Annotated in this window: 28 protein-coding genes; 6 read left to right on the top strand and 22 right to left on the bottom strand. The window is 66.9% G+C overall.

Annotation, left to right across the window (positions count from 1 at the left end; translation table 11 throughout):
- The 9 genes from EL388_RS03905 to EL388_RS03865 form a co-directional block, all read right to left on the bottom strand.
- Entirely contained in the window at nt 1-1,590 is a 1,590-nt protein-coding gene (locus EL388_RS03905) for a B12-binding domain-containing radical SAM protein (RefSeq protein WP_165919070.1), read from the bottom strand.
- Between the two features lie 255 nt (nt 1,591-1,845).
- Nucleotides 1,846-2,334 (bottom strand): YajQ family cyclic di-GMP-binding protein, encoded by a 489-nt coding sequence (locus EL388_RS03900; protein ID WP_126459919.1) that lies wholly within the window; start codon nt 2,332-2,334, stop codon nt 1,846-1,848.
- A 9-nt stretch (nt 2,335-2,343) separates the two neighbouring features.
- A complete protein-coding gene (locus EL388_RS03895; RefSeq protein WP_126459915.1) occupies nt 2,344-2,922 on the bottom strand; it encodes a hypothetical protein in 579 nt (192 codons plus the stop codon).
- A gap of 149 nt (nt 2,923-3,071) precedes the next feature.
- Nucleotides 3,072-3,386, bottom strand: coding sequence for a pyrimidine/purine nucleoside phosphorylase (gene ppnP / locus EL388_RS03890; protein ID WP_126459910.1), 315 nt, complete (start codon nt 3,384-3,386; stop codon nt 3,072-3,074).
- A 14-nt stretch (nt 3,387-3,400) separates the two neighbouring features.
- Nucleotides 3,401-4,618 (bottom strand): argininosuccinate synthase, encoded by a 1,218-nt coding sequence (locus EL388_RS03885; RefSeq protein WP_126459907.1) that lies wholly within the window; start codon nt 4,616-4,618, stop codon nt 3,401-3,403.
- A 37-nt stretch (nt 4,619-4,655) separates the two neighbouring features.
- Nucleotides 4,656-5,099, bottom strand: coding sequence for a cytochrome c (locus tag EL388_RS03880; RefSeq protein WP_126459904.1), 444 nt, complete (start codon nt 5,097-5,099; stop codon nt 4,656-4,658).
- 14 nt (nt 5,100-5,113) lie between these two features.
- On the bottom strand, nt 5,114-5,341 hold the full coding sequence (locus tag EL388_RS03875) for a DUF2283 domain-containing protein (protein ID WP_126459901.1): 228 nt from the start codon (nt 5,339-5,341) through the stop codon (nt 5,114-5,116).
- Between the two features lie 166 nt (nt 5,342-5,507).
- Nucleotides 5,508-6,434, bottom strand: coding sequence for an ornithine carbamoyltransferase (argF, locus tag EL388_RS03870; protein WP_126459898.1), 927 nt, complete (start codon nt 6,432-6,434; stop codon nt 5,508-5,510).
- A gap of 10 nt (nt 6,435-6,444) precedes the next feature.
- A complete protein-coding gene (locus EL388_RS03865) occupies nt 6,445-7,617 on the bottom strand; it encodes an aspartate aminotransferase family protein (RefSeq protein WP_126459893.1) in 1,173 nt (390 codons plus the stop codon).
- Nucleotides 7,618-8,115: 498 nt separating this feature from the next.
- Here EL388_RS03865 and xseA point away from each other — a divergent pair, with 498 nt between their 5' ends.
- The gene (xseA, locus tag EL388_RS03860; RefSeq protein WP_126459890.1) at nt 8,116-9,447 is read left to right on the top strand and encodes an exodeoxyribonuclease VII large subunit; all 1,332 of its coding nucleotides are present in this window, start codon (nt 8,116-8,118) and stop codon (nt 9,445-9,447) included.
- A 13-nt stretch (nt 9,448-9,460) separates the two neighbouring features.
- On the opposite strand, the gene miaA is transcribed toward xseA, so the two are convergent.
- A complete protein-coding gene (gene miaA / locus EL388_RS03855; RefSeq protein ID WP_126459887.1) occupies nt 9,461-10,408 on the bottom strand; it encodes a tRNA (adenosine(37)-N6)-dimethylallyltransferase MiaA in 948 nt (315 codons plus the stop codon).
- Nucleotides 10,409-10,461: 53 nt separating this feature from the next.
- Here miaA and EL388_RS03850 point away from each other — a divergent pair, with 53 nt between their 5' ends.
- Both EL388_RS03850 and EL388_RS03845 read left to right on the top strand, forming a co-directional pair.
- Nucleotides 10,462-10,917: a GNAT family N-acetyltransferase gene (locus tag EL388_RS03850; protein ID WP_126459884.1), complete on the top strand. Its 456-nt coding sequence runs from the start codon at nt 10,462-10,464 to the stop codon at nt 10,915-10,917.
- 151 nt (nt 10,918-11,068) lie between these two features.
- Nucleotides 11,069-11,842: a sulfite exporter TauE/SafE family protein gene (locus tag EL388_RS03845; RefSeq protein WP_126459881.1), complete on the top strand. Its 774-nt coding sequence runs from the start codon at nt 11,069-11,071 to the stop codon at nt 11,840-11,842.
- Nucleotides 11,843-11,875: 33 nt separating this feature from the next.
- On the opposite strand, the gene EL388_RS03840 is transcribed toward EL388_RS03845, so the two are convergent.
- The 3 genes from EL388_RS03840 to EL388_RS03830 all read right to left on the bottom strand — a co-directional run bounded on the left by EL388_RS03840 (nt 11,876) and on the right by EL388_RS03830 (nt 14,972).
- The gene (locus tag EL388_RS03840; protein ID WP_126459878.1) at nt 11,876-12,265 is read right to left on the bottom strand and encodes a S24 family peptidase; all 390 of its coding nucleotides are present in this window, start codon (nt 12,263-12,265) and stop codon (nt 11,876-11,878) included.
- Nucleotides 12,266-12,392: 127 nt separating this feature from the next.
- On the bottom strand, nt 12,393-14,201 hold the full coding sequence (gene mutL / locus EL388_RS03835) for a DNA mismatch repair endonuclease MutL (RefSeq protein WP_126459874.1): 1,809 nt from the start codon (nt 14,199-14,201) through the stop codon (nt 12,393-12,395).
- Between the two features lie 168 nt (nt 14,202-14,369).
- Nucleotides 14,370-14,972, bottom strand: a complete 603-nt coding sequence (locus EL388_RS03830; protein ID WP_126459871.1) for a hypothetical protein — start codon at nt 14,970-14,972, stop codon at nt 14,370-14,372.
- A 129-nt stretch (nt 14,973-15,101) separates the two neighbouring features.
- On the opposite strand from EL388_RS03830, the gene EL388_RS03825 reads away from it, so the two are divergent.
- From EL388_RS03825 to EL388_RS03815, 3 genes are all read left to right on the top strand, one after another.
- Complete coding sequence (locus tag EL388_RS03825; protein WP_126459869.1) at nt 15,102-15,548, top strand: hemerythrin domain-containing protein; 447 nt, start codon at nt 15,102-15,104, stop codon at nt 15,546-15,548.
- The gene (locus EL388_RS03820) at nt 15,545-15,772 is read left to right on the top strand and encodes a DUF2249 domain-containing protein (RefSeq protein WP_126459866.1); all 228 of its coding nucleotides are present in this window, start codon (nt 15,545-15,547) and stop codon (nt 15,770-15,772) included. The genes EL388_RS03825 and EL388_RS03820 overlap by 4 nt, the downstream gene beginning before the upstream one ends.
- A 69-nt stretch (nt 15,773-15,841) precedes the next feature.
- The gene (locus EL388_RS03815; RefSeq protein ID WP_232019173.1) at nt 15,842-17,086 is read left to right on the top strand and encodes a hypothetical protein; all 1,245 of its coding nucleotides are present in this window, start codon (nt 15,842-15,844) and stop codon (nt 17,084-17,086) included.
- A 119-nt stretch (nt 17,087-17,205) separates the two neighbouring features.
- Here EL388_RS03815 and ubiT read toward each other — a convergent pair whose 3' ends face one another.
- The 9 genes from ubiT to narH all read right to left on the bottom strand — a co-directional run bounded on the left by ubiT (nt 17,206) and on the right by narH (nt 25,088).
- Complete coding sequence (gene ubiT / locus EL388_RS03810; protein ID WP_126459861.1) at nt 17,206-17,676, bottom strand: ubiquinone anaerobic biosynthesis accessory factor UbiT; 471 nt, start codon at nt 17,674-17,676, stop codon at nt 17,206-17,208.
- A 12-nt stretch (nt 17,677-17,688) separates the two neighbouring features.
- Complete coding sequence (locus tag EL388_RS03805; RefSeq protein WP_126459859.1) at nt 17,689-18,594, bottom strand: U32 family peptidase; 906 nt, start codon at nt 18,592-18,594, stop codon at nt 17,689-17,691.
- Nucleotides 18,595-18,682: 88 nt separating this feature from the next.
- Nucleotides 18,683-19,690, bottom strand: a complete 1,008-nt coding sequence (ubiU, locus tag EL388_RS03800) for a ubiquinone anaerobic biosynthesis protein UbiU (RefSeq protein WP_126459856.1) — start codon at nt 19,688-19,690, stop codon at nt 18,683-18,685.
- Nucleotides 19,674-20,684, bottom strand: a complete 1,011-nt coding sequence (mnmL, locus tag EL388_RS03795) for a tRNA modification radical SAM protein MnmL/YtqA (RefSeq protein WP_232019172.1) — start codon at nt 20,682-20,684, stop codon at nt 19,674-19,676. Before mnmL ends, ubiU begins: the two co-directional genes overlap by 17 nt.
- A gap of 2 nt (nt 20,685-20,686) precedes the next feature.
- Complete coding sequence (locus EL388_RS03790) at nt 20,687-21,790, bottom strand: hypothetical protein (protein ID WP_126459850.1); 1,104 nt, start codon at nt 21,788-21,790, stop codon at nt 20,687-20,689.
- Between the two features lie 25 nt (nt 21,791-21,815).
- Nucleotides 21,816-22,070: a DUF2249 domain-containing protein gene (locus tag EL388_RS03785; RefSeq protein ID WP_126459847.1), complete on the bottom strand. Its 255-nt coding sequence runs from the start codon at nt 22,068-22,070 to the stop codon at nt 21,816-21,818.
- Between the two features lie 242 nt (nt 22,071-22,312).
- The gene (narI, locus tag EL388_RS03780) at nt 22,313-22,999 is read right to left on the bottom strand and encodes a respiratory nitrate reductase subunit gamma (protein ID WP_126459844.1); all 687 of its coding nucleotides are present in this window, start codon (nt 22,997-22,999) and stop codon (nt 22,313-22,315) included.
- 10 nt (nt 23,000-23,009) lie between these two features.
- On the bottom strand, nt 23,010-23,525 hold the full coding sequence (gene narJ / locus EL388_RS03775) for a nitrate reductase molybdenum cofactor assembly chaperone (RefSeq protein ID WP_126459841.1): 516 nt from the start codon (nt 23,523-23,525) through the stop codon (nt 23,010-23,012).
- An 18-nt stretch (nt 23,526-23,543) separates the two neighbouring features.
- Nucleotides 23,544-25,088, bottom strand: coding sequence for a nitrate reductase subunit beta (gene narH, locus EL388_RS03770; RefSeq protein ID WP_126459838.1), 1,545 nt, complete (start codon nt 25,086-25,088; stop codon nt 23,544-23,546).

The following is a 25,088-nucleotide window of genomic DNA, read 5'->3' as shown; positions in this document are numbered from 1 at the left end:
TTAGCGCCGTGCCGCGGGCTCCACGCTTAACCGCGGCGACAGGCTGACGACCTGGCGCCTGGCCGTCGGCCTGAGCCGGGCCCGCCATTGCGGCTTGGCCAGCTCCCGGTCGAGGATGTCCATGGTCGCCCGGCCGATGTAGTCGCTGGTCTTGTCGAGCGACTCCATCGCCTCCAGATAGGCCCGGCCGATCAGCCGGCCCAGCGGCTTCGGGTTGTAGAGCAGCTTCTTGATGATGAAGGGGTTGAGGGTGAGCGGGTCGTAGTCGGCCTTCAAGTAGCCCTGACCGATCAGCAGCTTCTCGACCGGCGTTCCCGGCTGCACCCCGATGAAGAAGATGAAGGGCAGCACGTTGTCGCGGCCGAACATCGCGTACAGTTCCTTGATCCGGTCCAGGGTCATGCGCAGGGTCTGCACCGTCTCGCCCGGCGCATTGAGCGGCATGTAGAGCTTGACCTTCTGGTCGGCGAAGCCGCTGTCGCGGAACATGCGGAAGGCGTCCATCTGCTGGTCGAGGGAATAGCCCAGGGTCAGGGCGTCGATCACCTCCTGCGAGCCGGTGAACGAGAGGTCGATGCTGGACAGCCCCGAGTCCAGCATCTTGCGAGCGATCTCGGGGGTGAGGAAGTTGAGCCGCAGATAGCCCGACCACTGGATCTTCAGCCCGCGCGCCAGGATCTCGTCCAGCACCTGCTCGACGTGCTTGACGCTGCGCCGGGTGGAGCAGAACTGGGCGTCGGTGAACCAGATCTTGCGCACGCCGAACTTGCGCTGCAGCGCCTCGATCTCGTCGACGATCTCGACCGGGTCGCGATAGCGCTGGTGGGCGCCCTCGATCTTGTTGTAGATGCAGAAGTGGCACTGGAACGGGCAGCCGCGCTTGGTATTGACCCCGATGTAGTCGTCCTTGTAGCTGTGGATCTCGGGGAAGATGGCCTCGATGTAGTCGAAGTCGACCGCGGTGCGGCTGGCCAGATCGAAGTTCTCGCCGCGCGAATGGTGGCTGATCCGGCCCTCCCTGTCCTTGCGGTAATACTCACCCACCGGTTCGGCCGCGCCTTCGACCAAGGAGAGCATGGTGTCCTCGCCCTCGCCCACCACCACGGTGCTGCCGGCCGGGCAGCGCTCCGCCACGTACTTGCCGAAGATGGATACCGCGGTGCCGCCGACCACGATCTGCGCCTCCGGCAGCAGGCGCCGGGCGAGCTTCATGTAGCCGAAGTTGTCGAAGCGGCTTGCGGCATAGTCGTAGATGATGCGCACCGCATCCTTGGCCGCCTTGAGCCGGCGCAAGGGGCTCTTGGCGTGGTCGAAGTTCATCACCACGTCGAGGGCGTCGTCCTCCGGGTGCGGGCCGAAGGACTGCATGTTGCGCCAGGAGAAGGCGACCACGTCCGGACGCAGGGCCGCGATGCGCTCGCGCAATACCTCTTTGCGCTGCGCTTTCGGCACCAGGGCCAGGTCGAGCAACTGCTGCTCGACCTCGGGCCGGTGCTTGTGCACATAGTCGGCGACATAGATCACCCCGCCCGGGTAGATCTTCCAGCAGGGCAGGCGGACATAGAGGACGGAACGGGCGCTTGTTGTCATTTTGCTTGCCATATTTCAGTTCAAGGAATTCGGTTTCGGAACGCGGCCGAGGCGAATGGCGAGCATTTCGGATGGCTTTGTCTTGTTTTTATATTAGCAAACGCTAATCTTTAGGCGCCCCAAAAAATATTGATACCGCCCGGGCATGACAGACCGGGCAGGAAAACCGATTTTGGCGAAACAGACCAGTGCCGGCCCTTGGCGGGATATGGCAGGGCCGGGCGCAGCGCGCCCCGCCGACCTGCCTAAAAAAGATTAATCGCGGAAGTTCTGGAACTGCAGCGGGGCTTCGGTGATGACCTTGCGCAGCAGGGCGATGGCCTCCTGCAGCACGTCCTTCTTGGCACCGGAGACGCGCACGCTCTCGCCCTGGATGCTGGCGGTGACCTTGAGCTTGCTGTCTTTGATCTGCTTGACGATCTTCTTGGCCAGCTCGGTCTCGATGCCATTCTTCACCGTGACCTGGCGCTTGACCTTGTTGCCGGAGACCTTCTCGGTCTTCTCGGCGATGTCGAGCGCGCGGATGTCGATGCCGCGCTTGACCAGCTTGCCGTTCAGCACCTCCTGCACCTGGTCGAGCTTGAAGTCATCGTCGGCGAACACGGTCAGCACGAACTCGGCCTGCTCGATCCGGGCGTCCGAGCCCTTGAAGTCGAAGCGGTTGGCGATTTCCTTGTTGGCCTGGTCGACCGCGTTCTTGAGTTCCTGCTTGTCGACCTCGGACACGATATCGAAGGAAGGCATGCAAACTCCTTATTTCACCGGGATGAAGAGATGACACTCGATCGGCGCGCCGGTGCCGTCGTCGAACTCGGCCGCGGTCTGGATCGCCAGCCGGGCCAGGCTCTCGGCATCGAGCTCCGGCCGGTCGTAGCTGGCGTAGAGCGCGCCCAAGGCATAATCGGTGCCGCTGCCATAGGCGTAGAACTTGACGAACTCCTGCACGGTACGCATGCCGGAGACACCAAAGATGCCATAGGGGTTGGCGATCAGCACATCCATGCGCGAGGACTCCAGGGCATCGTCCTGGCTCTCCTCCGGCCGCACGAAGTACTCCTCCTTCAGTACCTTGTGCATCTGCTGCCAGGCCGTGAAGATTTCCTGCACCGTGCGCAGGGGCGTGGCCTGCCGCTCGTCCGAGGCGAAGTAGTCGTCGAGCACGTGCTTGAAGGTGGCGTTGCCCGACACCGCGATCAGGCTCTCGCCGACGCGGATGAACTTGCCGTGGTTGACGATGTACTCGGCCGACTCCTTGCCGCTGCCCCACTTGGTCAGGGTGTCGGCGGCGATGGCGATGACGCCGTTCTTCTTGACGACGGCGATGGTGGTCATATGTTCAGAGCCTGTGAAAGAAACCGTCGCGAGCAACCCGAGTGCAAGGCACCCGGAGCGCAGCGACCGAGACATACCATGTAGGTAGGCGAGGGAGCGAGCACCGCGTAACGCAGCAATCGGGTTGCGCAGTAGGTTTATTCACGGGCTCAGTTGCCGAAGTGGCAGACGTAGTCGAGCAGCTCCAGGGTTTCGATGTCGAAGCTGGAATTGCCCGGCACGGCGAAGCTCTGGCCCGCGCCGTATTCCTTCCAGTCGGCATCGCCCTTCAGGCGCACGCGGCAGCGGCCGCCGTTGATCTCCATGATCTCGGGCGCGCCGGTGTTGAAGGTCAGGGTCGAGGGGAAGATCACGCCGACCGACTTCTTGGTGCCGTCGGCGAACAGCACGCTGTGCGAGACGCACTTGCCGTCGAAATAGACGTTGGCCTTTTTCACCACGGAGACGTTATCGAATTGGGACATGGTTCTTCCTTTGTTCAGCGATGCTTGCGCTTGGCGGCGATGCGCATGCGCAGGGCGTTGAGCTTGATGAAGCCGCCGGCGTCGGCCTGGTTGTAGGCGCCCTTGTCGTCCTCGAAGGTGGCGATGGTCGGGTCGAACAGCGAATCGGTCTTGGAGTCGCGGCCGACCACGATGACGTTGCCCTTGTACAGCTTCACCCGCACCCAGCCGTTGACCGTGGACTGGGTATGGTCGATCAGGGTCTGCAGGGCCACGCGCTCGGGTGCCCACCAGTAGCCGTTGTAGATCAGGCTGGCGTAGCGCGGCATCAAATCATCTTTCAGGTGGGCGACCTCGCGGTCGAGGGTGATCGACTCGATGGCGCGATGGGCGCGCAGCATGATGGTGCCGCCCGGGGTCTCGTAGCAGCCGCGCGACTTCATGCCGACGTAGCGGTTTTCCACCAGGTCGAGCCGGCCGATACCGTGCTTGCCGCCCAGGCGGTTGAGCTCGGCCAGCATGGTCGCGGGCGACAGGCGCTTGCCGTTGAGCGCGACCGGGTCGCCGTTCTCGTACTCCAGCTCGATGTACTCGGGCGCGTCCGGCGCCTTCTCGGGCGACACCGTCCAGCGCCACATGTCCTCTTCCGGCTCGGCCGCCGGGTCTTCCAGGTGGCGCCCCTCGTAGGAGATGTGCAGCAGGTTGGCGTCCATGGAATAGGGCGAGCCGCCGGCCTTGTGCTTCATCTCGACCGGGATGCCATTCTTCTCGGCATAGGCCAACAGCTTCTCGCGCGAGAGCAGGTCCCACTCGCGCCAGGGGGCGATGATCTTGATCTCGGGGTTGAGCGCATAGGCCCCCAGCTCGAAGCGAACCTGGTCGTTGCCCTTGCCGGTGGCGCCGTGGGAGATGGCGTCGGCGCCGGTCATTTTCGCGATCTCGATCAGCCGCTTGGCGATCAGGGGCCGGGCGATGGAGGTGCCGAGCAGGTATTCGCCTTCGTAGATGGTGTTGGCGCGGAACATCGGGAAGACGAAGTCGCGCACGAACTCCTCGCGCAGATCGTCGATGAAGATCTCCTTGACGCCGAACTTCTTGGCCTTCTCCCGGGCCGGCTCCAACTCCTCGCCCTGGCCGATGTCGGCGGTGAAGGTCACCACCTCGCATTTGTACTCGTCCTGCAGCCACTTGAGGATGACCGAGGTATCCAGGCCGCCGGAATAGGCCAGCACAACTTTTTTAACGTCAGACATATCCACTCGCTACCGAAAAAATAAATGCAGCCGCCGTTCAGCGGATGCGGAAACCACTATGGCAGGCCGCGCAAGCCGCCGTCACCGGCTCCAGGGCACGGTAGGCCGCGGCCCGGTCGCCCTTCTTCGCCACCTCGGCGAACTCGCTCGCCGCCTGGTGCATGCCGACGCCGATGCCGCGCATGGCCTCGGGCATGAAGCGGCCGGGGCCTTGGCCGCCGGTCGCGGCGGCATGCTTGCCCATGGAACTGACGCCGATCTCCTTTTCGGCCACCTCGGCCGCCTGGTTAAGCTTGCCCTCGGCCAGGAAGCTGAGCACGGTGTTCAGGGCCCCGAGGTGGGCGACCATGTCCTGCCGCATCAGGGCCTGCTGCAGGGGCGGCATCTTGACCAGGGCGCGCGGGTCCTCGGGCAGCTTCGGCTCGGCGGCCAGCGCCAGGGCGGGCAGCAAGGCGGCAAGCAGGATCAGCAGTCTGGTCATGATCGTCCTCCAAATCAGTGGGCGGCGCCCTCGACGGTGTGGACCTCGCCGGGGAAGTTGCCGATGCGCAGCATGTTCAGGTTGGCCTTGAGGCTGGCCTGCTCGATCTCGATGCCGACCACGCGGTTGTCCGCGCTCATGTTGAGCACCACACCCTCGTGCGCCTCCCAGGCATGGGCCGGATCCTCGGGCGAGAGCTCGATGTAGAGGGAGTCGGTGTCTTTGAAGTAGGCGATGTTCATTCGGTTGCTTCCGTGTTCGTCATTCCAAACGGGGTATCCGTCATTCCCGCGGAGGCGGGAATCCAGGTTGCGTGTGCAGGCGATTTTAGTTTCGGCCGCGCGTTCCGCGCTTAACCTGCTGCGCAGGTTAGCCTTCACTGAAACAGGCTCCACAACTCACTCAATCCTATTTTTCGATACGCCCGAGCAACAGATATTCCAACAAGGCTTTCTGGGTATGGAGCCTGTTTTCCGCCTCGTCCCAGACTACGCTCTGCGGACCGTCGATCACCTCGGCCGCCACTTCCTCGCCGCGGTGGGCAGGCAGGCAGTGCATGAACAGGGCGTCCTTCTTGGCCACCTTCATCATCTCGGCGTCGACCTGCCAGTCGGCGAAGGCCTTCATCCGCTCGGCGTTCTCGGCCTCGAAGCCCATGCTGGTCCAGACATCGGTGGTCACCAGGTCGGCGCCCTTGCAGGCCTCCATCGGGTCGGCGAAGGCCTCGTAGTGGTCGGTGCCGAACAGGCCGGCCCGCTCGGGCTCCACTTCATACCCGGGCGGGGTCGAGACGTGGACGTTGAAGTCCAACACCTCCGCCGCCTGCAGCCAGGTATTGCACATATTGTTCGAGTCGCCGACCCAGGCCACGGTCTTGCCGCGGATGTCGCCGCGGTGCTCGATGAAGGTGTAGATGTCGGCCAGGATCTGGCAGGGGTGGTATTCGTTGGTCAGGCCGTTGATCACCGGCACCCGCGAGTGGGCGGCGAAGCGCTCGATGATCTCCTGCTCGAAGGTGCGGATCATCACGATGTCGACCATGCGCGAGATCACCTCGGCCGCGTCCTCCACCGGCTCGCCGCGGCCGAGCTGGGTGTCGCGGGTGTTGAGGTAGATGGCGGCGCCGCCCAGCTGGTGCATGCCGGCCTCGAACGACAGCCGGGTGCGGGTCGAGCTCTTCTCGAAGATCATCGCCAGGGTGCGGTCGGCCAGCGGATGGTAGGGCTGGTAGCGCTTGAACCGCTGCTTGATCACCCCGGTGCGGGCGAACAGGTGCGCGAGCTCCTCGCGCGACAAATCCTTGAACTGCAGGAAGTGTTTCACATCCCGAGTCATAAGCACCTCCTCAGGCGAGGAACGCCCGAATCAGCCCGGCAAGTTTCTCGGTCAACAAGGTCGCCTCCTGCCGGGACATGATCAGGGGCGGCAGCAGCCGCACCACCGTGTCGGAGGTGACGTTGATCAGGAGTTTCTGCTCCAGTGCCTGCGCAACTAGGTCGCCGCAGGGCCGGTCGAGTTCGATGCCGATCAGCAGGCCCTGGCCGCGAATCTCGCGCACCCCGTTCACGCCCTGCAGGCGCTGGGCCAGGTCGGCCCGGATATAGGCGCCGACGTCGGCCGCGTTCTCCAGCAGCCGCTCCTCCGCCATCACCTGCAAGGTGGTGAGCGCGGCGACACAGGCCAAGGGGTTGCCACCGAAGGTGGAGCCATGCTTGCCCGGCACGAAGGTCTCGGCCGCGATACCGCGGGCGAGGCAGGCACCGACCGGCACGCCCGAGCCCAGGCCCTTGGCCAGGGTCATCACGTCGGGCATGACATTCGTGTGTTGGAAGGCGAACCACTTGCCGGTGCGGCCGACGCCGGTCTGGATCTCGTCCAGCATCAGCAGCCATTCGTTGGTGTCGCAGATCGCGCGCAGCTTGGCCAGGTAGTCGGCCGCCGGCACGTTGATGCCACCCTCGCCCTGGAACGGCTCGACCAGGACGGCGACGATGTTGTTGTGGTGCTCGGCCAGCTTGGCCACCGCCTCGGCATCGCCGAACGGCACCCGGACGAAGCCGGTGACCAGGGGCTCGAAGCCGGCCTGGACCTTGCGGTTGCCGGTGGCCGACAGGGTGGCCATGGTCCGGCCGTGGAAGCTCTTCTCCATGACCACGATGGCCGGGTTGTCGATGCCCTTGTTGTGGCCATACAGCCGGGCGATCTTGATCGCGGCCTCGTTGGCCTCGGCGCCGGAGTTGCAGAAGAAGGCCCGCTCCAGGCCCGACAGGCCGCACAGCTGCTTGGCCAGTTCTTCCTGTTTCAGGATGCGGTAGATGTTCGAGGTGTGGATCAGCGTGCCGGCCTGCTCGCACAGGGCTGCCGTCAGCTTGGGATGGGCATGGCCCAGGCCGTCCACGGCCACACCGGCCAGGGCGTCCAGGTACTTGTCACCTTTTTCGTCGTAGAGCCAGACGCCCTCGCCGCGGACAAAGGCCACGGGCTGGCGGGCATAGGTTTGCATCAGGAAATCGGTCATCGCTACCCACAACCACTATCGGAATGAAAAACATACGGCGGCTCGCAAGCCGCCGTGGAAAAAGGGCTAACTATAAACCCATCGCCTTAATAAAAAAACCTCGCGCCCCGGCCCCGCACTTGCCGCCCCGCATGGGGCGGCCGGCAATGCGCCCATGTATGCGCCTATATATATGTCTCGGCGGGCCGTTCTTGACCGGCGACAAGAATTCCACAGAAGCTGTGGATAACTCTGTGAATAAGCCGGGTACAGAAGCGCTAAGTGGCCGTTGCAAAACTGTTTCACGGCCGAAGGCTATTTTTTAATCGCCTGTCACGCCTAATAAAAACAATGACTTATGAAAATTCCCTTGGGTGGCAATCACTTAGGCAAGGCGCACCGGGAACTAATTGCGAACTGTGGATTAATCGCCCCTGAAACCGGGCCGGAACCCGCGTAAAACCGTGGGTTTTTACCCCGGCACCAGACAGCCCGGCCCTTTGCGGCGATAATCGCGGGATGAACCCTGCCGAGTCTGATGTCCTCAGCGTCACCCAGTTGAATCGCCTGGCCCGCCGGGCCATCGAAGGCCAGATCCCGCTCTGCTGGGTGGCCGGCGAGGTGTCCAACTTCACCCGCGCCCCCTCCGGCCACTGGTACTTCACCCTGAAGGATGCCCAGGCCAGCGTGCGCTGCGCCATGTTCAAGAACCGCAACCAGTTCCTCGACTGGCAGCCGCGCGAGGGCGACCACATCGAGGTGCGCGCCCTCGCCACGCTTTACGAGGCGCGCGGCGAATTCCAGCTCTCGGTCGAGACCCTGCGCCGGGCCGGCCTGGGCGCCCTGTTCGAGGCCTTCAACCGCCTCAAGGAAAAGCTGGAAGCCGAAGGCCTGTTCGACCCGGCCCGCAAGAAAGCACTGCCGCGCCTGCCGCAGCGCATCGGCATCGTCACCTCCGCCAAGGCCGCCGCCCTGCGCGACGTGCTCACCACCCTGCGCCGGCGCTGGCCGGCCGCCCCGGTCGTGCTGTACCCGACCCTGGTGCAGGGCACCGGCGCGGCCGCGCAGATCGCCGCCGCCATCGAGGCGGCCGGCGCGCGGGCCGTGTGCGACGTGCTGCTCATCGTGCGCGGCGGCGGCAGCATCGAAGACCTCTGGGCCTTCAACGAAGAAGCGGTCGCCCGGGCGATTGCCGCCTGCCCCATCCCCACCGTCTCGGGGGTCGGTCACGAAACCGACTTCACCATCGCCGATTTCGTCGCCGACCTGCGCGCGCCCACGCCGACCGGCGCCGCCCAGCTGGCCACGCCGGACCGGACGGAGCTGGCCCAGCAGCTCGACCATATTTACCGCCGCCTGCAGTTCGGCCAGCGCCGCCGTCTGGACAACCTGGCCCAGCGCCTCGACGGCCTGACCCGGCGCCTGATCCACCCCGCCGCGCGGCTGGAGAACCGGCGCCGCCACCTCGACCACCTCGCCCGGCGCCTGCAACACGCCCTGGGCGGCCGGCTGCAACAGGGCCACCGGCGCAGCGAGCAACTGGCGGCCCGGCTGCACGGGCTGCGGCCCGACCTGGGCGGGCGGCGGCAACGACTCGACTTCCTGCAGCAACGCCTGCAACGCGGCGTGCACAACCGGCTCGCCACCCTTGCCGCCCGGCTCGACACCCTGGCCAGCCACCTTAACCACCTCAACCCCCAGGCCGTGCTCGAACGCGGCTACAGCATCGTGCGCGACGGCCAAGGCCGCATCGTGCGCGACAGCAAGGGCTTGAAAGTGGGGAGCGAGATCGAGGTCACCCTGGCCCAGGGCGGAGTGGGGGCGCAGGTGACGAAGGTGCGGGACGCCTAACTTCCGGCCGAGCCTACTCGGCCAAACGCATTTCGAGATAGCCCAGCACCGCCTCGGCCAGATCCGGCCGCAGACAATCGAATTCCACTGCCCCCTGCCAGCCGCGCAGCCAGGTGAGCTGGCGCTTGGCCAGCTGCCGGGTGGCCGCCGCGCCGGTCGCGTACAGGCCGGCGGCATCGATCTCGCCTTCGAGGAACTGCCAGGCCTGGCGATAACCGACGCAGCGCATCGAAGGCAGGCCGGGGTTCAAATCGAAGCGTTCGCGTAAGCCGCGCAGCTCGTCGATGAGGCCCGCCTCGATCATGGCCGCAAAGCGCTGGTTGATGCGCGCATGCAGGGCGGCGCGGTCGGAGGGAATCAAGGCGATCTCGATCAGGCGATAGGGCGGCGGCTCGGCCTGCTGCCGGGCGAACAACGCGCTCATCGGCTCGCCGCTCAGATAACAGACCTCCAGAGCGCGCTGGATGCGCTGGGCATCGGTGGGCTTCAGGCGCGCCGCCGTCTTTGGGTCCAGCCGCGCCAGCTCGGCATGCAGCGCCGGCCAGCCCAGCTCGGCCGCCCGCGCCTCGATCTCGGCGCGCAGCTCGGGGTCGGCCTCGGGCAAGGCGTCCAGGCCTTCCTTCAGCGCCTTGAAATAGAGCATGGTGCCGCCGACCAGCAGCGGAATCCGGCCGCGCCCCGTGATCTCGGCCATCAGGCGCAGGGCGTCCTGCCGGAACTGCTCGGCGGAATAGTTCTGGGTCGGCTCGATCAGGTCGATCAGATGGTGCGGCGCCCGCTTGAGCGTCGCCGCATCCGGCTTGGCGGTGCCGATGTCCATGCCGCGATAGACCAGGGCCGAATCGACGCTGACGATCTCGCACGGCAGATGCCGGGTGAGATGCACCGCCAGATCGGTCTTGCCGCAGGCGGTGGGGCCCATGAGAAAGATGGCGGGCGGCAGCTTGGCGTCGGTGGACATCGCGAAAGGCTGGGCATAAAGTCGAACTCGGTGCCAATGATACCCGCCCCGCCATGCCCGACGCCGAGCTTGCCATCCGTCCCGCCACCGTGGCCGACCTGCCCGAGGTGCTGCGGCTCTACGCCCAGCCCGAGCTCGACAACGGCGCCAGGCTGCCGCTGGACGCCGCCGAGCGCCAGTTCGCCCGCATGCAAAGCTATCCCGACTACACGCTGTACGTCGCCGAAAAGGCGGGCCGCATCGTCGGCACCTATGCCCTGCTCATCATGGACACGATCTGCCACCTCGGCGCGCCCTCCGGCGTGATCGAGGACGTCGGCGTCGACCCGGCCTGCCACGGCCAGGGCATCGGCCAGGCCATGATGCGCCACGCCATCGCCACCTGCCGCGCCAAGGGCTGCTACAAGGTCGCCCTCTCCTCCAACCTGAGCCGCCAGCGCGCCCACGCCTTCTATGAGCAGCTCGGCTTCGAAAAGCACGGCTACAGCTTCCGGGTGCAGTTCGATTAGGCAGGACACCTGGCGCTTGGCATGTTAAAAAACCCCCTCATCCCAACCCTTCTCCCCGCGGGAGAAGGGTGCATGCTTCCCTCTCCCTCCGGGAGAGGGATCGAGGGTGAGGGAAACGGCGCCCCACTCAGGTCGACATAAGCAATTCACCATGACCGACGCCCTGCCGCTCGACCTGCTCTGGCTGCTGATCCCCCTGGTGCTGCTGGTGGCCGGGGCCTATGCCTCGGTCGGCCTGGGTGGCGGCACCGGCTACCTCGCCATCATGACCCTGGCCGGCCTGCCCGCCGCCGCCATGATTCCCACCGCCTTGATGCTCAACCTGGTGGTCACCGGCGCCGCCGCGCTGCGCTTCGGCCTGGCCGGCCGCATCAAGTGGCCGCTGTTTCTGCCCTTTCTGCTGCCGGCCATGCCGGCCGCCTTCCTCGGCGGCCTGATCACGGCCGACAAGCAAATCTTCTTCGCCTTGCTCGCCTGCGTGCTCGCCCTCGCCGCCATCGCCATGCTGATCAAGGCGCCCCAGGCCCAAGAACGCGAGGGCCTGCCCGAACGGCATTGGCTCTACCTGATCGGCATTCCGGCCGGCCTTGTCGTCGGCGTGATCTCCGGCTTTCTCGGCGTCGGCGGCGGTGTCTTCCTGGGCCCCATCGTCCTCTTCCTCGGCTGGGCCGGGCCGAAGCAGGTGGCGGCGATGAACTCCACCCTCATCCTCATCCTCTCCGCCATCGCTCTGGCCGCGCACGGCCTGAAAGGCGCCATCGAGCCCATGCTCATGCTGCCCCTGGCCGCCGCCGCCCTGGTCGGCGGTCTCATCGGCGCGAGCCTCGCCGAGCGGAAACTGTCCTCGCAGGCGCTGCAGCGCATGTTCGCCGTCATCATCCTCGTCGCCGCGGCCAAAGCCGCCTACGATGCGCTGGCAGGATGATGTGAAAGGCGGCCGCCAACCGGGCGGGCAGCCTCAGACGTAGGACTTCTGCTCTTTGCGCTTGCCCGGCTTCTTCTTCATGATGACCACGCCCTTGACCGCCTGTTTCGGGTCGTCGATGGGGATGTTGGGGTAGAGCGGGTTCAAGGGTTTGAGCATCCAGCCCTCGGGGTGCTGCACCAGCTGGCGAAAGATGTATTCCTCGTTGGCCCAGGCCACCACATAGGAGCCGTCCCTGGCCAGGCCTTCGGGCTCGACCACAATGATCTCGCCCTCCTCGAACTCGGGCAGCATGGAGTCGCCCAGCACCATGAGGGCATAGGGCTCGCCCGAGGCGCAGCTCTTGGCCTCTTCGGCGCCCGGGATGGTCGGCTCGGCCGGGGCGATGCGGATGGGGATGTCGAGGGGTTTGCCTTGGCTCATTTCCAAAATCCTGTCGATAAATATATGTACATCATGCCACCAAAACCTCCCTCACCCGCGCTGCCGCGCACCCCTCTCCCGGCGGGAGAGGGGCTGGGGGTGAGGGCTGCACCCGCTGGCATTAAACCTATTTTCCACGCATGAACATCTTGTCGAGCTCATGCGCCGTGAGTTGAAACCAGGTGGGCCGGCCGTGGTTGCACTGGTCGGCGCGCAGGGTCTGCTCCATGTCGCGCAAAAGCGCGTTCATCTCGGGCAGGCTGAGCTTGCGCTTGGCGCGCACGGCGCCATGGCAGGCCAGGGTGGCCAAGAGCTCGTTGCGCCGCGCCTCGATGGCGTGAGCCGCGCCGAACTCGGCCACCTCCTTCAAAATCTCGCGCGCCAGGGTCTCGCCGTCGGCGTCCTTGAGCATAGCCGGCAGGGCACGCAGCGCAAGATGGGTGGGCGAGACGGCCGACAGCTCCAGGCCCAGTTCCAGGAGTTCCGCCTGATGCGCCTCGGCCGCGGCGATTTCCCTGGCGGTGGCGGCGAACACCACCGGCACCAGCAGGGGCTGCATGGCGACCTGCTTCGCCCCCAGGGCGGCCTTCAGCCGTTCGTAGAGGATGCGCTCGTGCGCCGCGTGCATGTCGACCACGACCAGGCCCTTATCGTTTTCGGCCAGGATGTAGATGCCGGCGAGCTGGGCCAGGGCGTAGCCCAGCGGCGGCGCCTCGGCGCCGGGTTCGACCACGGCCGGCCGGGCCGGCGCGGCCTGCAGCGCCTCGGCCACCATCTGGTAGTAGGCGGCGGGTTCGGCAACGGCGAGGCCGAGGTTGTGCTGGTGAGGCGGTGGCGTAAAACTCCCCACCCCAACCCTCCCCATAAATGGGGAGGGGGTGGCTCCTCCCCCATTCATGGGGGAGGGGGGGAGGGGGATGGTTTCCCCGGCATTCGCCTCGCTGCCAGATTGATTGCCTGCGAGCGCCCGCTCCAGGGCATGAAAGACGAAGCGGTGCACGGCCTGGGCGTCGCGGAAGCGCACCTCGGTCTTGGCCGGATGCACGTTGACGTCGACCCGGACCGGGTCGATCTTTAGGAACAGGCAATAGGCCGGGTGCCGGCTGCCGTGCAGGATGTCGCGATAGGCCTCGCGCGCGGCGTGGCTGAGCACCTTGTCGCGCACGAAGCGGCCGTTGACGAAGAGGAACTGGGCGTCGCGGCTGGCCTTGGCATAGGCCGGCAGGCCGGCCCAGCCATAGAGACGCACATCCCCCGCCGCCTCGTCGATCAGCCGCGCCTGCCGGGCGAAGTCGTCGCCGAGCACGGCCAGCACCCGCGCCTGCCAGTCCTGCGCCGGGTAGCGCGCCATGACCCGGCCGTTGTGGCTCAAGGTCATGGCCACCTGGGGCCGGGCCAGGGCCAGGCGGGTGAAGGCGTCGAGGCAGTGGGCGTATTCGGTGGCCGGCGTCTTCAGGAACTTGCGCCGGGCCGGGGTGTTGAAAAAGAGGTCGCGCGCCTCGACCACGGTGCCGCGATTGAGCGCGGCGGGCTCGACCGCCGAGACCGCGCCGTCCTGCGCCTCGATGCGCCAGGCATGGCGCTCGCCCCGGGCGATGCTGACGATGGCGACGCGGGCGACCGAGGCGATGCTGGCCAGGGCCTCGCCGCGAAAACCCAAACTCGCCACCCGCTCCAGGTCGGCCAGGCTCTCGATCTTGCTAGTGGCGTGGCGGGCCAGGGCCATGGGCAGGTCGTCGCGGGCGATGCCGGCGCCGTCGTCGGCGACGCGGATGGTCTTGATGCCGCCCTCCTCCAGGTCCACGCGAATGTCGCTGGCGCCGGCGTCCAGGCTGTTCTCCAACAGCTCCTTCAGCGCCGAGGCCGGACGCTCGACCACCTCGCCGGCGGCGATTTGGGAGATGAGCAGATCGGGGAGAAGACGGATGAGGGGCATGGGGACGACCGGACTGGCGTGCCCCAGTTTATCACGCACACCCCAGGAAAGCGGGTGCTTGGCACCACCACCTGAATTCCCCCTCCCCGCCTCCCCTTCATACCTTTCAGGGCACACAAGTGGGGAGGGATATTCCCCCTCCCCATTTATGGGGAGGACTGGGGTGGGCTAGCTCAGAACAATTAAATCCGGGTCGTCGATATGGTCGATCAGGAGGCGCTTGACCCGTAGCTGCCAGAGCCGGCCGAATTCCTGGCGCTCATCCATCCTGGCCTCGCCGCTCATCAGCCGGGCCATGAGCGGCTGCATGGCCGGGTCGGGCGGCACGATCTCCGGGTGATAGGCCGCCTCGACCGCCGCGCCGGTGTCGGCCCGGGTAAAACGCAGTTCGCCGGCCATATCAACAGCGAAGCTGAGCAGGCCGCGGCGGCTAAAGCGCCCGCCCAGGCCCTTGAAGCCGCCCTCGCCGGCCGCGCCGGTGATGAGGCCGGCCACCGCGGCGGTGACGCCGGTGGTGCCGGCGGCCTGGGCCTCGCGCAGTTCCACCCTCACCCCGCCGCGCTCGGGCAGGCGGTCCGGATAGAGCCGGCCCAGGGCCTTGAGCGTCATCAGGTAGGCGCCGGCCACGGTGGGGCAGGAATGCCCGGCCAGCTTCACCGCGTCCTCATAGCGGTATTCCAGCTCGCCGGCCTCGGCCGCGCCCAGCAGGGCGGCCAGGGGGTCGTTCAGACGGATACGGCGGACTTCCTTGAAGAAGGGGGGGAAAGACATGGTGGCGGCCCTGAAAGACAAGGCCGCCAGTTTCCGCCTGGCTCCTGCAAGATTCATTGAGCTTGATCAAGGAAGCCCGGAAAGGCCGCGGGGGACAATAAACAAAAACTCACCGAGAGAGGTTACGCCATGTCCCAGATCACCGAATTGCTATCCCAAGACCACAGCGCCTGCGACGAGTTGTTCGCCGAGGCCGAGAACCTGGTCGCCGGCAAGGCCTGGCCCGATGCCGCCAGCCGCTTCGGCGAATTCCGGGCGGCGATGGAACGCCATCTCGATGCCGAAGAGAACACCCTGTTCCCCGCCTTCGAGGCCCGCACCGGCATGAGCGGCGGCCCGACCCAGGTGATGCGCATGGAGCACAGCCAGATGCGCGAGCTGATGGAGCAGATGCAGGCGGCGGTCGAGCGGCAAAACGACGCCGCCTTCCTCGGCCTGTCGGAGACCCTGCTCATGCTCATGCGCCAGCACAACATGAAGGAGGAGCAAATCCTCTACCCGATGACCGATCGCACCCTGGGCGGCGATGCCGCCCTGATCGAGCAACTGGACGAAGCGCTGCACGCCAAGGCATGAAGCCCGACATCGAAGTCGATGCCCGCTGGCTGGACCCGCCCGAGCCGATGGAAAAGGCCATGGACGCCATCGGCCGCCTGGAACCGGGCCAGCGCATCCGCTTTTTGATCCACCGCGAGCCCCTGCCGCTGTACAACCTGCTCAAACAGATGGGGCTCACGTACCGCACCCGGCCGATCGAGGACCACTGCTACGAGGTCCTGATCTTCGAGCCGGAGAACTGACCGAGAAGAGGTAGCGCCATCGCCCAAGCCGGCCTCGACTACCAACAGGCGCCGCCCTTTTCGGCGCCGTTGCGCTTCTTCCTGACCGCGCCGCTGTTCCTCATCCTGGCCGCCGTCGCGGCCATCCCGCTCGAGGACGAGTGGCTGGCCAGCCGCTGGAGCCCGGCCGCGCTCGGCCTCACCCACCTCATCACCCTGGGCTACCTGGGCCAGGTCATGGTCGGCTCGCTCTTGCAGATGCTGCCGGTGGTGATCGGCTCGCCGGTGCCGGCGGCCATGAGCGTCGCCGGCATCGCCCACGCCGGCTTGAGCCTGGGCGCCCTCCTGCTCGCCGCCGGCCTGTGGCAGGCCGTGCCCTGGCTGATCCAGGCCGCGCTGGCGCTGCTGGCCGTCGCCCTCGGTGTCTTTCTCGCGGCGGCGGCGGTCAGCCTCCTCCGCGCCCGCGCCGCCAACATGATCCTGCAACCCATCCGCCAGGCCTGGCTGGCGCTGCTGGTGACCTTCGGCCTCGGCCTCTATCTGGGCGGCGGCCTCGCCGGCGCCTGGCCGCTGATCGAGATGCAGGCCCTCACCCAGCTGCACGCGGCCTGGGGCCTGCTCGGCTGGGTGCTGATCCTGGTCGCCGGCGTGGCCTATCACGTGGTGCCCATGCTGCAACTGACCCCGCCCTACCCCGATGGCCTGATGCGCTGGCTGACCTGGCTGCTGCTCGCCGCCCTGGTCTTGCACGCGCTGGCCCTGCTGTTGCCGGCCGCGGCGGCGACGGCGATGGAATGGGCGGCCTGGCTGCTGGCCGGCGCCACCAGCGCCTGGTACGCCGTGGCCACCCTGCAGATCCAGCGTCGGCGCCGGCGCAAGCTGCCCGACACCACCCTGTACTTCTGGCGCTTCGCCATGACCTCGCTGCTCACCTGCGTCGGCCTCGCGCCGCTCGCCGTCTCCGGCCCCGAGGCCTGGCGTGACGGCCTGCAGGTGCTGCTGGGCATCGTCTTTTTGCTCGGCTTCGCGGTCTCGGTGGTGGCCGGCATGCTCTACAAGATCGTGCCCTTCCTCGCCTGGTTCCACCTGCAGGCGCAGACCCAGGCCCGCGCCGGCACCATTCCCAACATGAAGGATTTCATGCCCGAAGCGCTGGCCATGCGCCACCTGCGGCTGCACGTCATCGGGGTGCTGCTGCTCTTGCCCGCCCCCTTCCTGCCGGCGCCGCTGAGCGCACCGGGCCTCGTGCTGCTGGCCGCCAGCGGCTGGGTGCAGTGGCAAAACCTGCACCGGGCCAAGCGGCTGTTCGACCAGTACGGCGGCCGGCTGGCCTGAGGCCCGCAGGAACAAGCTCAAGCCAATATCGCTCCCCACCCCAACCCTCCCCACATGTGGGGAGGGGGCGCACATCCCCCATTTGTGGGGGAGGCAGGGGGGGAGCTACATCTGCCTGATCAGGAAGGCTGCATGGCGCGCTCGCGCAGCGCCAGCAGCACCCGGCCGAGGCCGAGCGGCAGGCCGTGCGCCAGGGTTTCCAGCTCCACCCCGTCGAGCATGTTCTTCACCCGCAGGCCCAGGTCGGTGTCGCCTTCGATCAGGAGCCGGCGATTGAAGAACAGGGTGTCCGGGTCTTCCAGCCGCAGCGCGAGGCGGGCGAAGTCTTCCGCCGTGGCGGTGAAGGTGACGTCGGCGCTGTGCGCCACCTCGGGCACGAAACCGCGCGGGCCGACGCTGAAATGAAACTTGAGATTAAGGTCGCGCACCCGTATGCAGAAGCGACGGCCCCGCACCTCGGACCAGTCGAGTTCGCGCAGGGTCGGCCAGGCCGAGAGGTTGCCGGCGGTGCAGAAGGCCAAGGAGGCCGGAAAGGCCGGCAGGATGCCGAGCGCGCGGGCGAGGGGTTTGGGAATGGCGGGCAGGGGCATGCGCTTCTCCTCTCAGCTTGGCAGGGCGGCGCGCTCGGGCTGCCAGTCCAGCCCGGCCTGGCCCAGCCAGTAGCCGTCGCAGGGCTCGCCCGGCATCAGCCGGGCGAGCCGGGCCGGCGCCTCGGCCGGGGCGAGCCCGCCCGTGATCAGTTCATGGAAGACCTCGACCACCTGGGCCATGCGCTGCGCTTGCGGCGACAGGCGCAGCAGGCCCACGCCGGCGGCGCGCAGCTCGTCGATGCGGTGGGCCAGGCTGTAGACCCGGGCCGACTGGGTCTGGATGCCGTTCAGGGTGAGGAAGGCCGCGCCCTCGCGGGTGCGCAGGGTGAGACCGTCCGGATGGTCCAGGCATTTGAACTGGCAGTCGTCCTTTTGCAGGTTGTAGTGGCGGGCGGTGAAGCAGCGGGCCGAGAAGGCGAGCGGCAGCCGGCCGTAGGCGAAGAACTCGGTCGCCATGCTCGCCGGCACCGGCATGGCCGCGAGCATTCTGGCCGGCATCTCCACCGGCGGCACCCAGCGCACGGCACCCAGCTCATGCAGCATGGCGAGGGTATCGGGGTTGTAGGCGTTGAGCGTCGGCCCGGCGACGAAGGGCACGCCGGCCTCGGCGAGCAGGCGCACGGCGCCGAAGTCGTTGGCCTCGACCAGGAACTTGCCATTGCGGGCGATCTTGCGGAGCAGCTTGAGATCGGACTCCGACTCGATCAGGGCCTGGCTGGACAGCACCACCTCCTTGCCGGCGGCGGCGAGCCGGTCGGCCAGGGAAAACCAGTCGGGCAGGCGCAGGGTGTGCCGGCGCGAGCAGACCGTCTCGCCCAGATAGACGCTGTCCACGGGCCAGGCGGCGGCGGCCTGGTAGAAAGCGAAGGTGTCGTCGCGCGACCAGTAGTAAAGGAGCGGTCCGAGGCTGAGTTTCATCGTGATCAAGTTGGCAGTTTGCAGTTGTCAGTCGACAGTAACTGCACGGTCTTGCTGCTGACTGCAGACTGCCGACTGAAGGCTTGTTTCATTTCCATGGCCGGTAATAGGCGCCGAGCGTGTGCATGCTGCCTTCGGACACCTTGTCGAGCTGGCCGTGCCAGGCCGGCGCGACGGCGAAGGTCTCCGGCGCGCGCTTGACCGCATCGATCGCCGCGCGCCAGACGCCGGTGACCTGGGCGACATAGGCCGGGCTGCGCTGGCGGCCCTCGATCTTGATCGCGGCGATGCCGAGCCTGGCCATCTGGGGCAAGAGCTCCAGGGTGTTGAGGCTGGTGGGTTCCTCCAGGGCGTAGTAGGTCTCGCCCTGCACCTCGAAGCGGCCCTTGCACAAGGTGGGGTAGCCGGCCTTCTCCGCGTCGGCGTAGCGGTCGATCAGCACGCCGTTCAGGCGCGACTCCAGCCCCAAGGGCGTCTGCTGCCAGCGCACCGCATGGGCGGGCGAGCAGACCCCGCAGGTGTTGGGCGAATCGCCGGTGGCGTAGGACGACAAGAGGCAGCGCCCCTCGACCATGACGCAGAGGCCGCCGAAGCCGAACAGCTCCAGCTCGACCTCGGTGTTCTGCGCCACCGTCTCGACCTGGGCCAGCGACAGCACCCGCGGCAGCACGGCGCGCTGGATGTTGAAGCGCTCGCGGTAGAAGTTGATCGCCTCGTAGCTGGTGGCCGAGCCCTGCACCGAGAGATGCAGGCGCAGGTCGGGGTGGCGTTTCGCGGCATAGGCCATGAGCCCGGGGTCGGCCAGGATCACCGCGTCCAGCTTGAGCTCGGCCGCGCGGTCCACCGCCTGCTGCCAGCGCGCCACCTCGCCCGGCTGGGGATAGGTGTTGAGCGCCAGCAGCACCTTGCGCCCTTTGCCGTGGGCATAGTCGACGCCGGCCGCGATGGCGGCATCGTCGAAATTGAGACCTGAAAAATTGCGGGCGTTGGTGTTGTTCTTGAAGCCGAGGTAGACCCCGTCGGCGCCGCCGTCGACCGCGGCCTTGAGCGCCGGCAGGCTGCCGGCCGGGCAGATCAGTTCAAGCAGGGCAGGCATGGGAAACCTCTCGCAGGCTGGCCGCCGCCGCGCCCTGCCGGCTGCCGCGGCGTTCGAGTTCGGCGACGATGGCGTTGACCACCGGCCACTTGCTGGCGCACCAGCGCGGCGCCAGCAGCAGCCGGGCCGGCGCGGTGCCGGTGAGGCGGTGATAGACCACGTCCCAGGGCGTGCGCTCGATCAGGTCGACGGCGGCGCGCACGTAGTCGTCGAGCTTGAGCGGCGTGTATTCGCCGCGCCGCCATTCATTGGCCAGCTGGGTGCCCTTCACCACGTGCAGGGGATGCAGCTTGAGGCCGTCGGTGCCGATGTCGAGCACGATATCCAAGCTCCGCTGGTAATGCCGGTCGTCTTCGCCGGGCAGGCCCAGGATCAGGTGGGTGCAGACCGGGATGCCGCGCGCGCGCGCCGCCCGGCAGGTGACTTCATATTCCTTGAGGCCGTGGCCGCGGTTGACCCGGGCCAGGCTCTCGTCGAAGGCTGACTGTAAGCCCAACTCCAGAATGACTTCAAGACCTTCTTGTCGATAATTGGCCAACAAATCGAGCACCGCCGGCGGCACGCAATCGGGCCGGGTGCCGACCGACAGCCCGATCATGCCGGGCACGGCCAGGGCCTGGTCGTACAGGGCCTTGAGCTGCTGAACGTCGGCATAGGTGTTGGTATAGGCCTGGAAATAGGCCAGGTATTTGCGGGCGCGGGTGCGCCGGGCGATGCCCGCGCGGCCGGCGTCGAGCTGCTCTTCCAGCGGCCGGGCCGGCCGGCCGCGCCGCTGGGACAATACCGGGGGCGGCACCGCGCTGTCGCCGCCCGCCCCGGCCGGGGCGTTGGGGCTGAACGAGGCGTTGTTGCAGAAGGTGCAGCCGCCGATGCCCTTGGCACCGTCGCGGTTGGGACAGGTGAAGCCGGCGTCGAGCGCGATCTTGTGCACCCGCTCGCCATGCTTGGCGAGCAACCATTGACCGAAGGTATTCACTACGTCGGAGAGGGCCACGACTAATCCCTGAACAACCAGATGACAAAAACCACGAGGAACCAGAGCAAGGCGACCAGGGCCGGGATGCCGGAACATTTGTAGCCTAGCAGCGGCAGCCAGGCGGCGCTGAGGAAGAGCAGCGCGCGCAGGCCGGACCAGCGGCCCAGGGTCGCGCGCGAGCGGACGTGCCAGTCGGTGGCGACACCGGGGCGGAGAAAGACCGGGGCGAGCTGGCTGGCAGCGCCGACCACCAGGGGAAAGAGGAAGCCGGGCAGGAGGATGGTCAGCGGCCCGATCGCCTCGCGCCCGCTCAAGCCGCCGGCGAGGGCGCTGACGAGGCCTAAAGCGGCGGCGGCCAGCACCGGCGCGGCGCCGTGCCAGGCGAAGATGCGGGCGCGATAGGCCTGCCACCAGGCGGCCAGCATGCGCGCCAAGGGCCAGGCCCAGGCGGCGGCGCCGAGGGCGGCGAGCCCGATCCACGCCCCGGCCTGGCCCACGGCCAGCGCCAGGCTGCCGGCCAGGGCCCACTTGAGGTCGGCCTGCAGGCGGGCGGCCACGCCGGGGTCGGCGCTGCCGGCCGCCGTGGGCAGCAGCACCTGCAGGGTGCCGACCGCGGTGAGACCGACGAAACCGTAGAGATTGATGTTGAGGTGAAAGCCGCGCAGCAGGCCATGCTGCCCGGGCCAGAGCGGGATCAGCAACGCCGCGACCAGGCCGGCGGCCAGACAGGCCAGGGCGGCGACGTACCAACCAAGACCGGGATGCGGCCGGCCCACGGCCTGACGGCCGCGGACCAACACCCAGCGGAGCATGAGGCCCAGGCCGACGAGCGCCAGGGCGGCGGCCGCGCTGAGGCCAGGATAGGGCACGACACCGAGCAGGGTGAAGCAGGCCAGGGCGCCGGCCGCGAACATGAGCAGCGGCAGCCGGGCCATGCGCGGCGAGACACCCTGGCCGCGCGTGAGCACCGGCACGAAGTGCTGCATGGCGGCAAAGATCAGGCTCATCACCCCCATGGCCAGCACCAGGTGCGCCCAGAACGCCGACGGCGCCACCAGCGCCCGGGGCAGGGCCAGGGCGCCGGCGAGCAGCGCCAGGGTGATGGCGAGCAGGCCGATCAGCATCTAGAGCGTCTACTGCCGTATGGGCTTATTGCTTGATGAAGTCGATCACCACGCCTTGCGGACCCTGCTCCAGATATTTCACCTCGACCTTGTCGCCGTAGCGGGCCTGCATCTGCTGCAGCAGGGGGATGGGGTTGTGGTCGTTGACGAAGCGCATGCGCTCGCCGGGGGTCAGGGCATCCAGGGCGCCGAAGATGGCGGCGTGGCGGAAGCGCTTGGCGATGCCGCGGGCGTCGAAGGGATAGATGGCGTCGGGGGACAGATGCAGGTGGCCTTGCATGGCGAGACTCCTATTAGTTTACAAATTTACTGGGGATTGCATCTTAGGTCGCCTGCCTGGGCAAAACCTTGATCGATGTCATGGAACCAGCGGCAATGCCACTGCCGGCAACGTGGCTATGCGCCGCGCGCCGGCCGGGCAAGGAAGAAAAAAACCACCGCGGACCCCGCCCATGATGGGTTGGACGTCGCGAAGGAGGCACGGGAGGGATTGACGGCCACGGTGGTTGGAAAACAAAGGCCTCAGACCCGCCTGGCCCGCACCACCTGGTAGGCGCGGAACAGATAGCCGATCGGCGCGCTCCAGATGTGGACCAGACGGGTGAAGGGGAAGAACAGGAAGACCGACAGGCCGAAGAAGATGTGCAGCTTGAACACGGTGTCGATCTCGTGCAGCAGCTCGGGCTTGGGCTGGAGCACGACGATGCTCTGCACCCACTCGGCCAGGCGGATCATCACCGTGGCGTCGCCCTTGCTGGCATGCTCGATGGAAAAGAAGATGGTCGAGAAACCGAGCATGGCGGTGAGGATGATCCAGCCCAGGATGTTGATGTCCATCCAGCGGCTGGCGGCGCGCACCCGCGGGTTGAACATGCGCCGCAGCCAGAGCATGACGCCGCCCAGGATCGCCATGCCGCCGAAGATGCCGCCGGCGAAGATGGCGATGCCCTGGTGGGCCATGTCGGAGATGCCCAGGGCGAGGAACACCGCGTGCGGCGTCAGCAGGCCGACCAGGTGGCCGAAGAAGATGCCGATCACGCCGATATGGAAGACGTTGCTGGCGAAGCGCATGTAGCGGCGCGACAGCAGCTGGCTGGAATCGCTCTTCCAGGTGTACTGCTCGTGGTCGAAGCGGATCCAGCTACCCAGGACGAAGGTAGCCAGGGCAATGTAGGGATAGACCCCGAAGACGATCTGATGCAGGTCCATAGCAATCTCCTTATGCGGCGGCCTTGATCAATTGGCCGCGGTGTTCGACGAGGCGGATCAGCGGCGCGTACGGGCTCTGCGCCTCGGCGAGGTTGTTCGCCAGCTGTTTGAGCACCTTGAGCCATTGGCTGAAGAACATGCGCGACTCGTCCTCGGTCAGCTCGGCGGCGAACTCCAGCATCAGCGGCAGGTAGTCGGGCAGTTCGTTGGCCGCCAGCTCCAGGCCGAATTCCTGGTAGAACTCGGTCAGGTCGATCAGGGCCGGGCCGCGATTCTTGTCGTCGCCGAACAGATGGTGGGTCAGGTGCAGCGAATGCTCGGGCGTGAGGTCGAAGGTCATCACATAGGCCGCCTGCAGCTCGGTCAGCGAGAGCGACTCCAGATGATCGAGGAAGGTCGCCAGCACCGCCCGTTCGTCGGCAGCGAGCCCGACGCCGGACCGGGCCCGCTCGCGCGCTTCGGGCAGCGCTTCGAGCAGCGCCGCGTCCGGGTAGTCCAGGAGCTTGGATAGGATGCGATAAAACATGGTCGGGTCTCCGGTGGGTTAGTCGTCTGCCGAGGGGGCCGGCTCGCGCGATTCCACGGTCTCGCGGCGCCGCTCGGGAAACAGGGAGTTGGGCGAGATGCCGGGCGAGGAATCGTTGCCGAAGGAGAAGCCGTTCTGGCCCTGGAAACCGTAGAAGTCTTCCAGCGTGACCTCCGCATGACCGGTCGGGATGACGAAGCGGTCCTCGTAGTTGGCGATGGCCAGATAGCGGTACATCTCCAGCGCCATCTCCACGGTCATGCCGGTCTCTTCCAGGGCACGGGTGTCGGCCTGGCCCTCGACGTGGACCGAGCGCTGGTAGGCGCGCATGGCGATCATCCGCTTCAGGGCGTGGACGATCGGCGCCTCCTTGCCGGCGGTGAGCAGGTTGGCCAGGTACTTCACCGGCAGGCGCAGGTTCTCCACCGGCGGGATCACGCTGTCCGGCGTGCCGGGCAGCGCGCCCTGGTCGATCTGCGACTGCACCGGCGAGAGCGGCGGCACGTACCAGACCATGGGCAGGGTGCGGAACTCGGGGTGCATGGGGAAGGCGATCTTCCATTCCACCGCCATCTTCCAGATCGGCGACTTGCGCGCGGCCTCCAGCCAGTCCTCGGGGACGCCGTCCTTGCGGGCCTGCTCGATCACCGCCGGGTCGTTCGGGTCGAGGAAGATGTCGAGCTGGGCCTGGTAGAGGTCCTGCTCGTTCGGGGTGGAGGCCAGTGCCTCGATCTTGTCGGCGTCGTAGAGCATGATGCCGTTGTAGCGGATGCGGCCGACGCAGGACTCGGAGCACACCGTCGGCATGCCGGATTCCACGCGCGGGTAGCAGCCGATGCACTTCTCGGCCTTGCCCGATTCCCAGTTGTAGAACACCTTCTTGTACGGGCAGGCCGACACGCACATGCGCCAGCCGCGGCACTTGTCCTGGTCGACCAGGACGATGCCGTCCTCTTCCCGCTTGTACAGCGAGCCGGACGGGCAGGCGGCGACGCAGGCCGGGTTGATGCAGTGGTTGCAGATGCGCGGCAGGTACATGTGGAAGGTGTGTTCGAACTGCTTGTAGATCGCCTTCTCCAGGTCGCGCATGTTGCGGTCGCGGGCCCGCTTGTCGAACTCGCCGGCCAGGTCGTCCTCCCAGTTCGGGCCCCAATGGATCTTCTCCATCTTCTCGCCGGTGATCTGGGAGACCGGGCGCGCGGTGGGCGCCGCTTCGGACAGCGGCGCGTTCTGCAGCCGGGCATAATCGTAGGTGAACGGCTCGTAGTAGTCGTCGATCTCGGGCAGGTCGGGGTTGGCGAAGATGTTGGCCAGCCGGGTGAGCCGCGAACCGGATTTCAGCTCCAGCTTACCGTTCTTCAGCTCCCAGCCGCCGCGCCAGATGTCCTGGTTCTCCCACTGCTTGGGATAGCCGATGCCGGGCTTGGACTCGACGTTGTTGAACCACATGTACTCGGCGCCCTTGCGGTTGGTCCAGACGTTCTTGCAGGTGACCGAGCAGGTGTGGCAGCCGATGCACTTGTCCAGGTTGAAGACGAAGGCGAATTGCGCTCTGACTTTCAT

It is taken from the genome of Sulfuritortus calidifontis (assembly GCF_003967275.1).
In the GTDB taxonomy this organism is placed as follows: Bacteria; Pseudomonadota; Gammaproteobacteria; order Burkholderiales; family Thiobacillaceae; genus Sulfuritortus; species Sulfuritortus calidifontis.
Note: the sequence above shows the minus strand (reverse complement) of the source record. Positions and strands in the feature narration are given on the sequence as shown.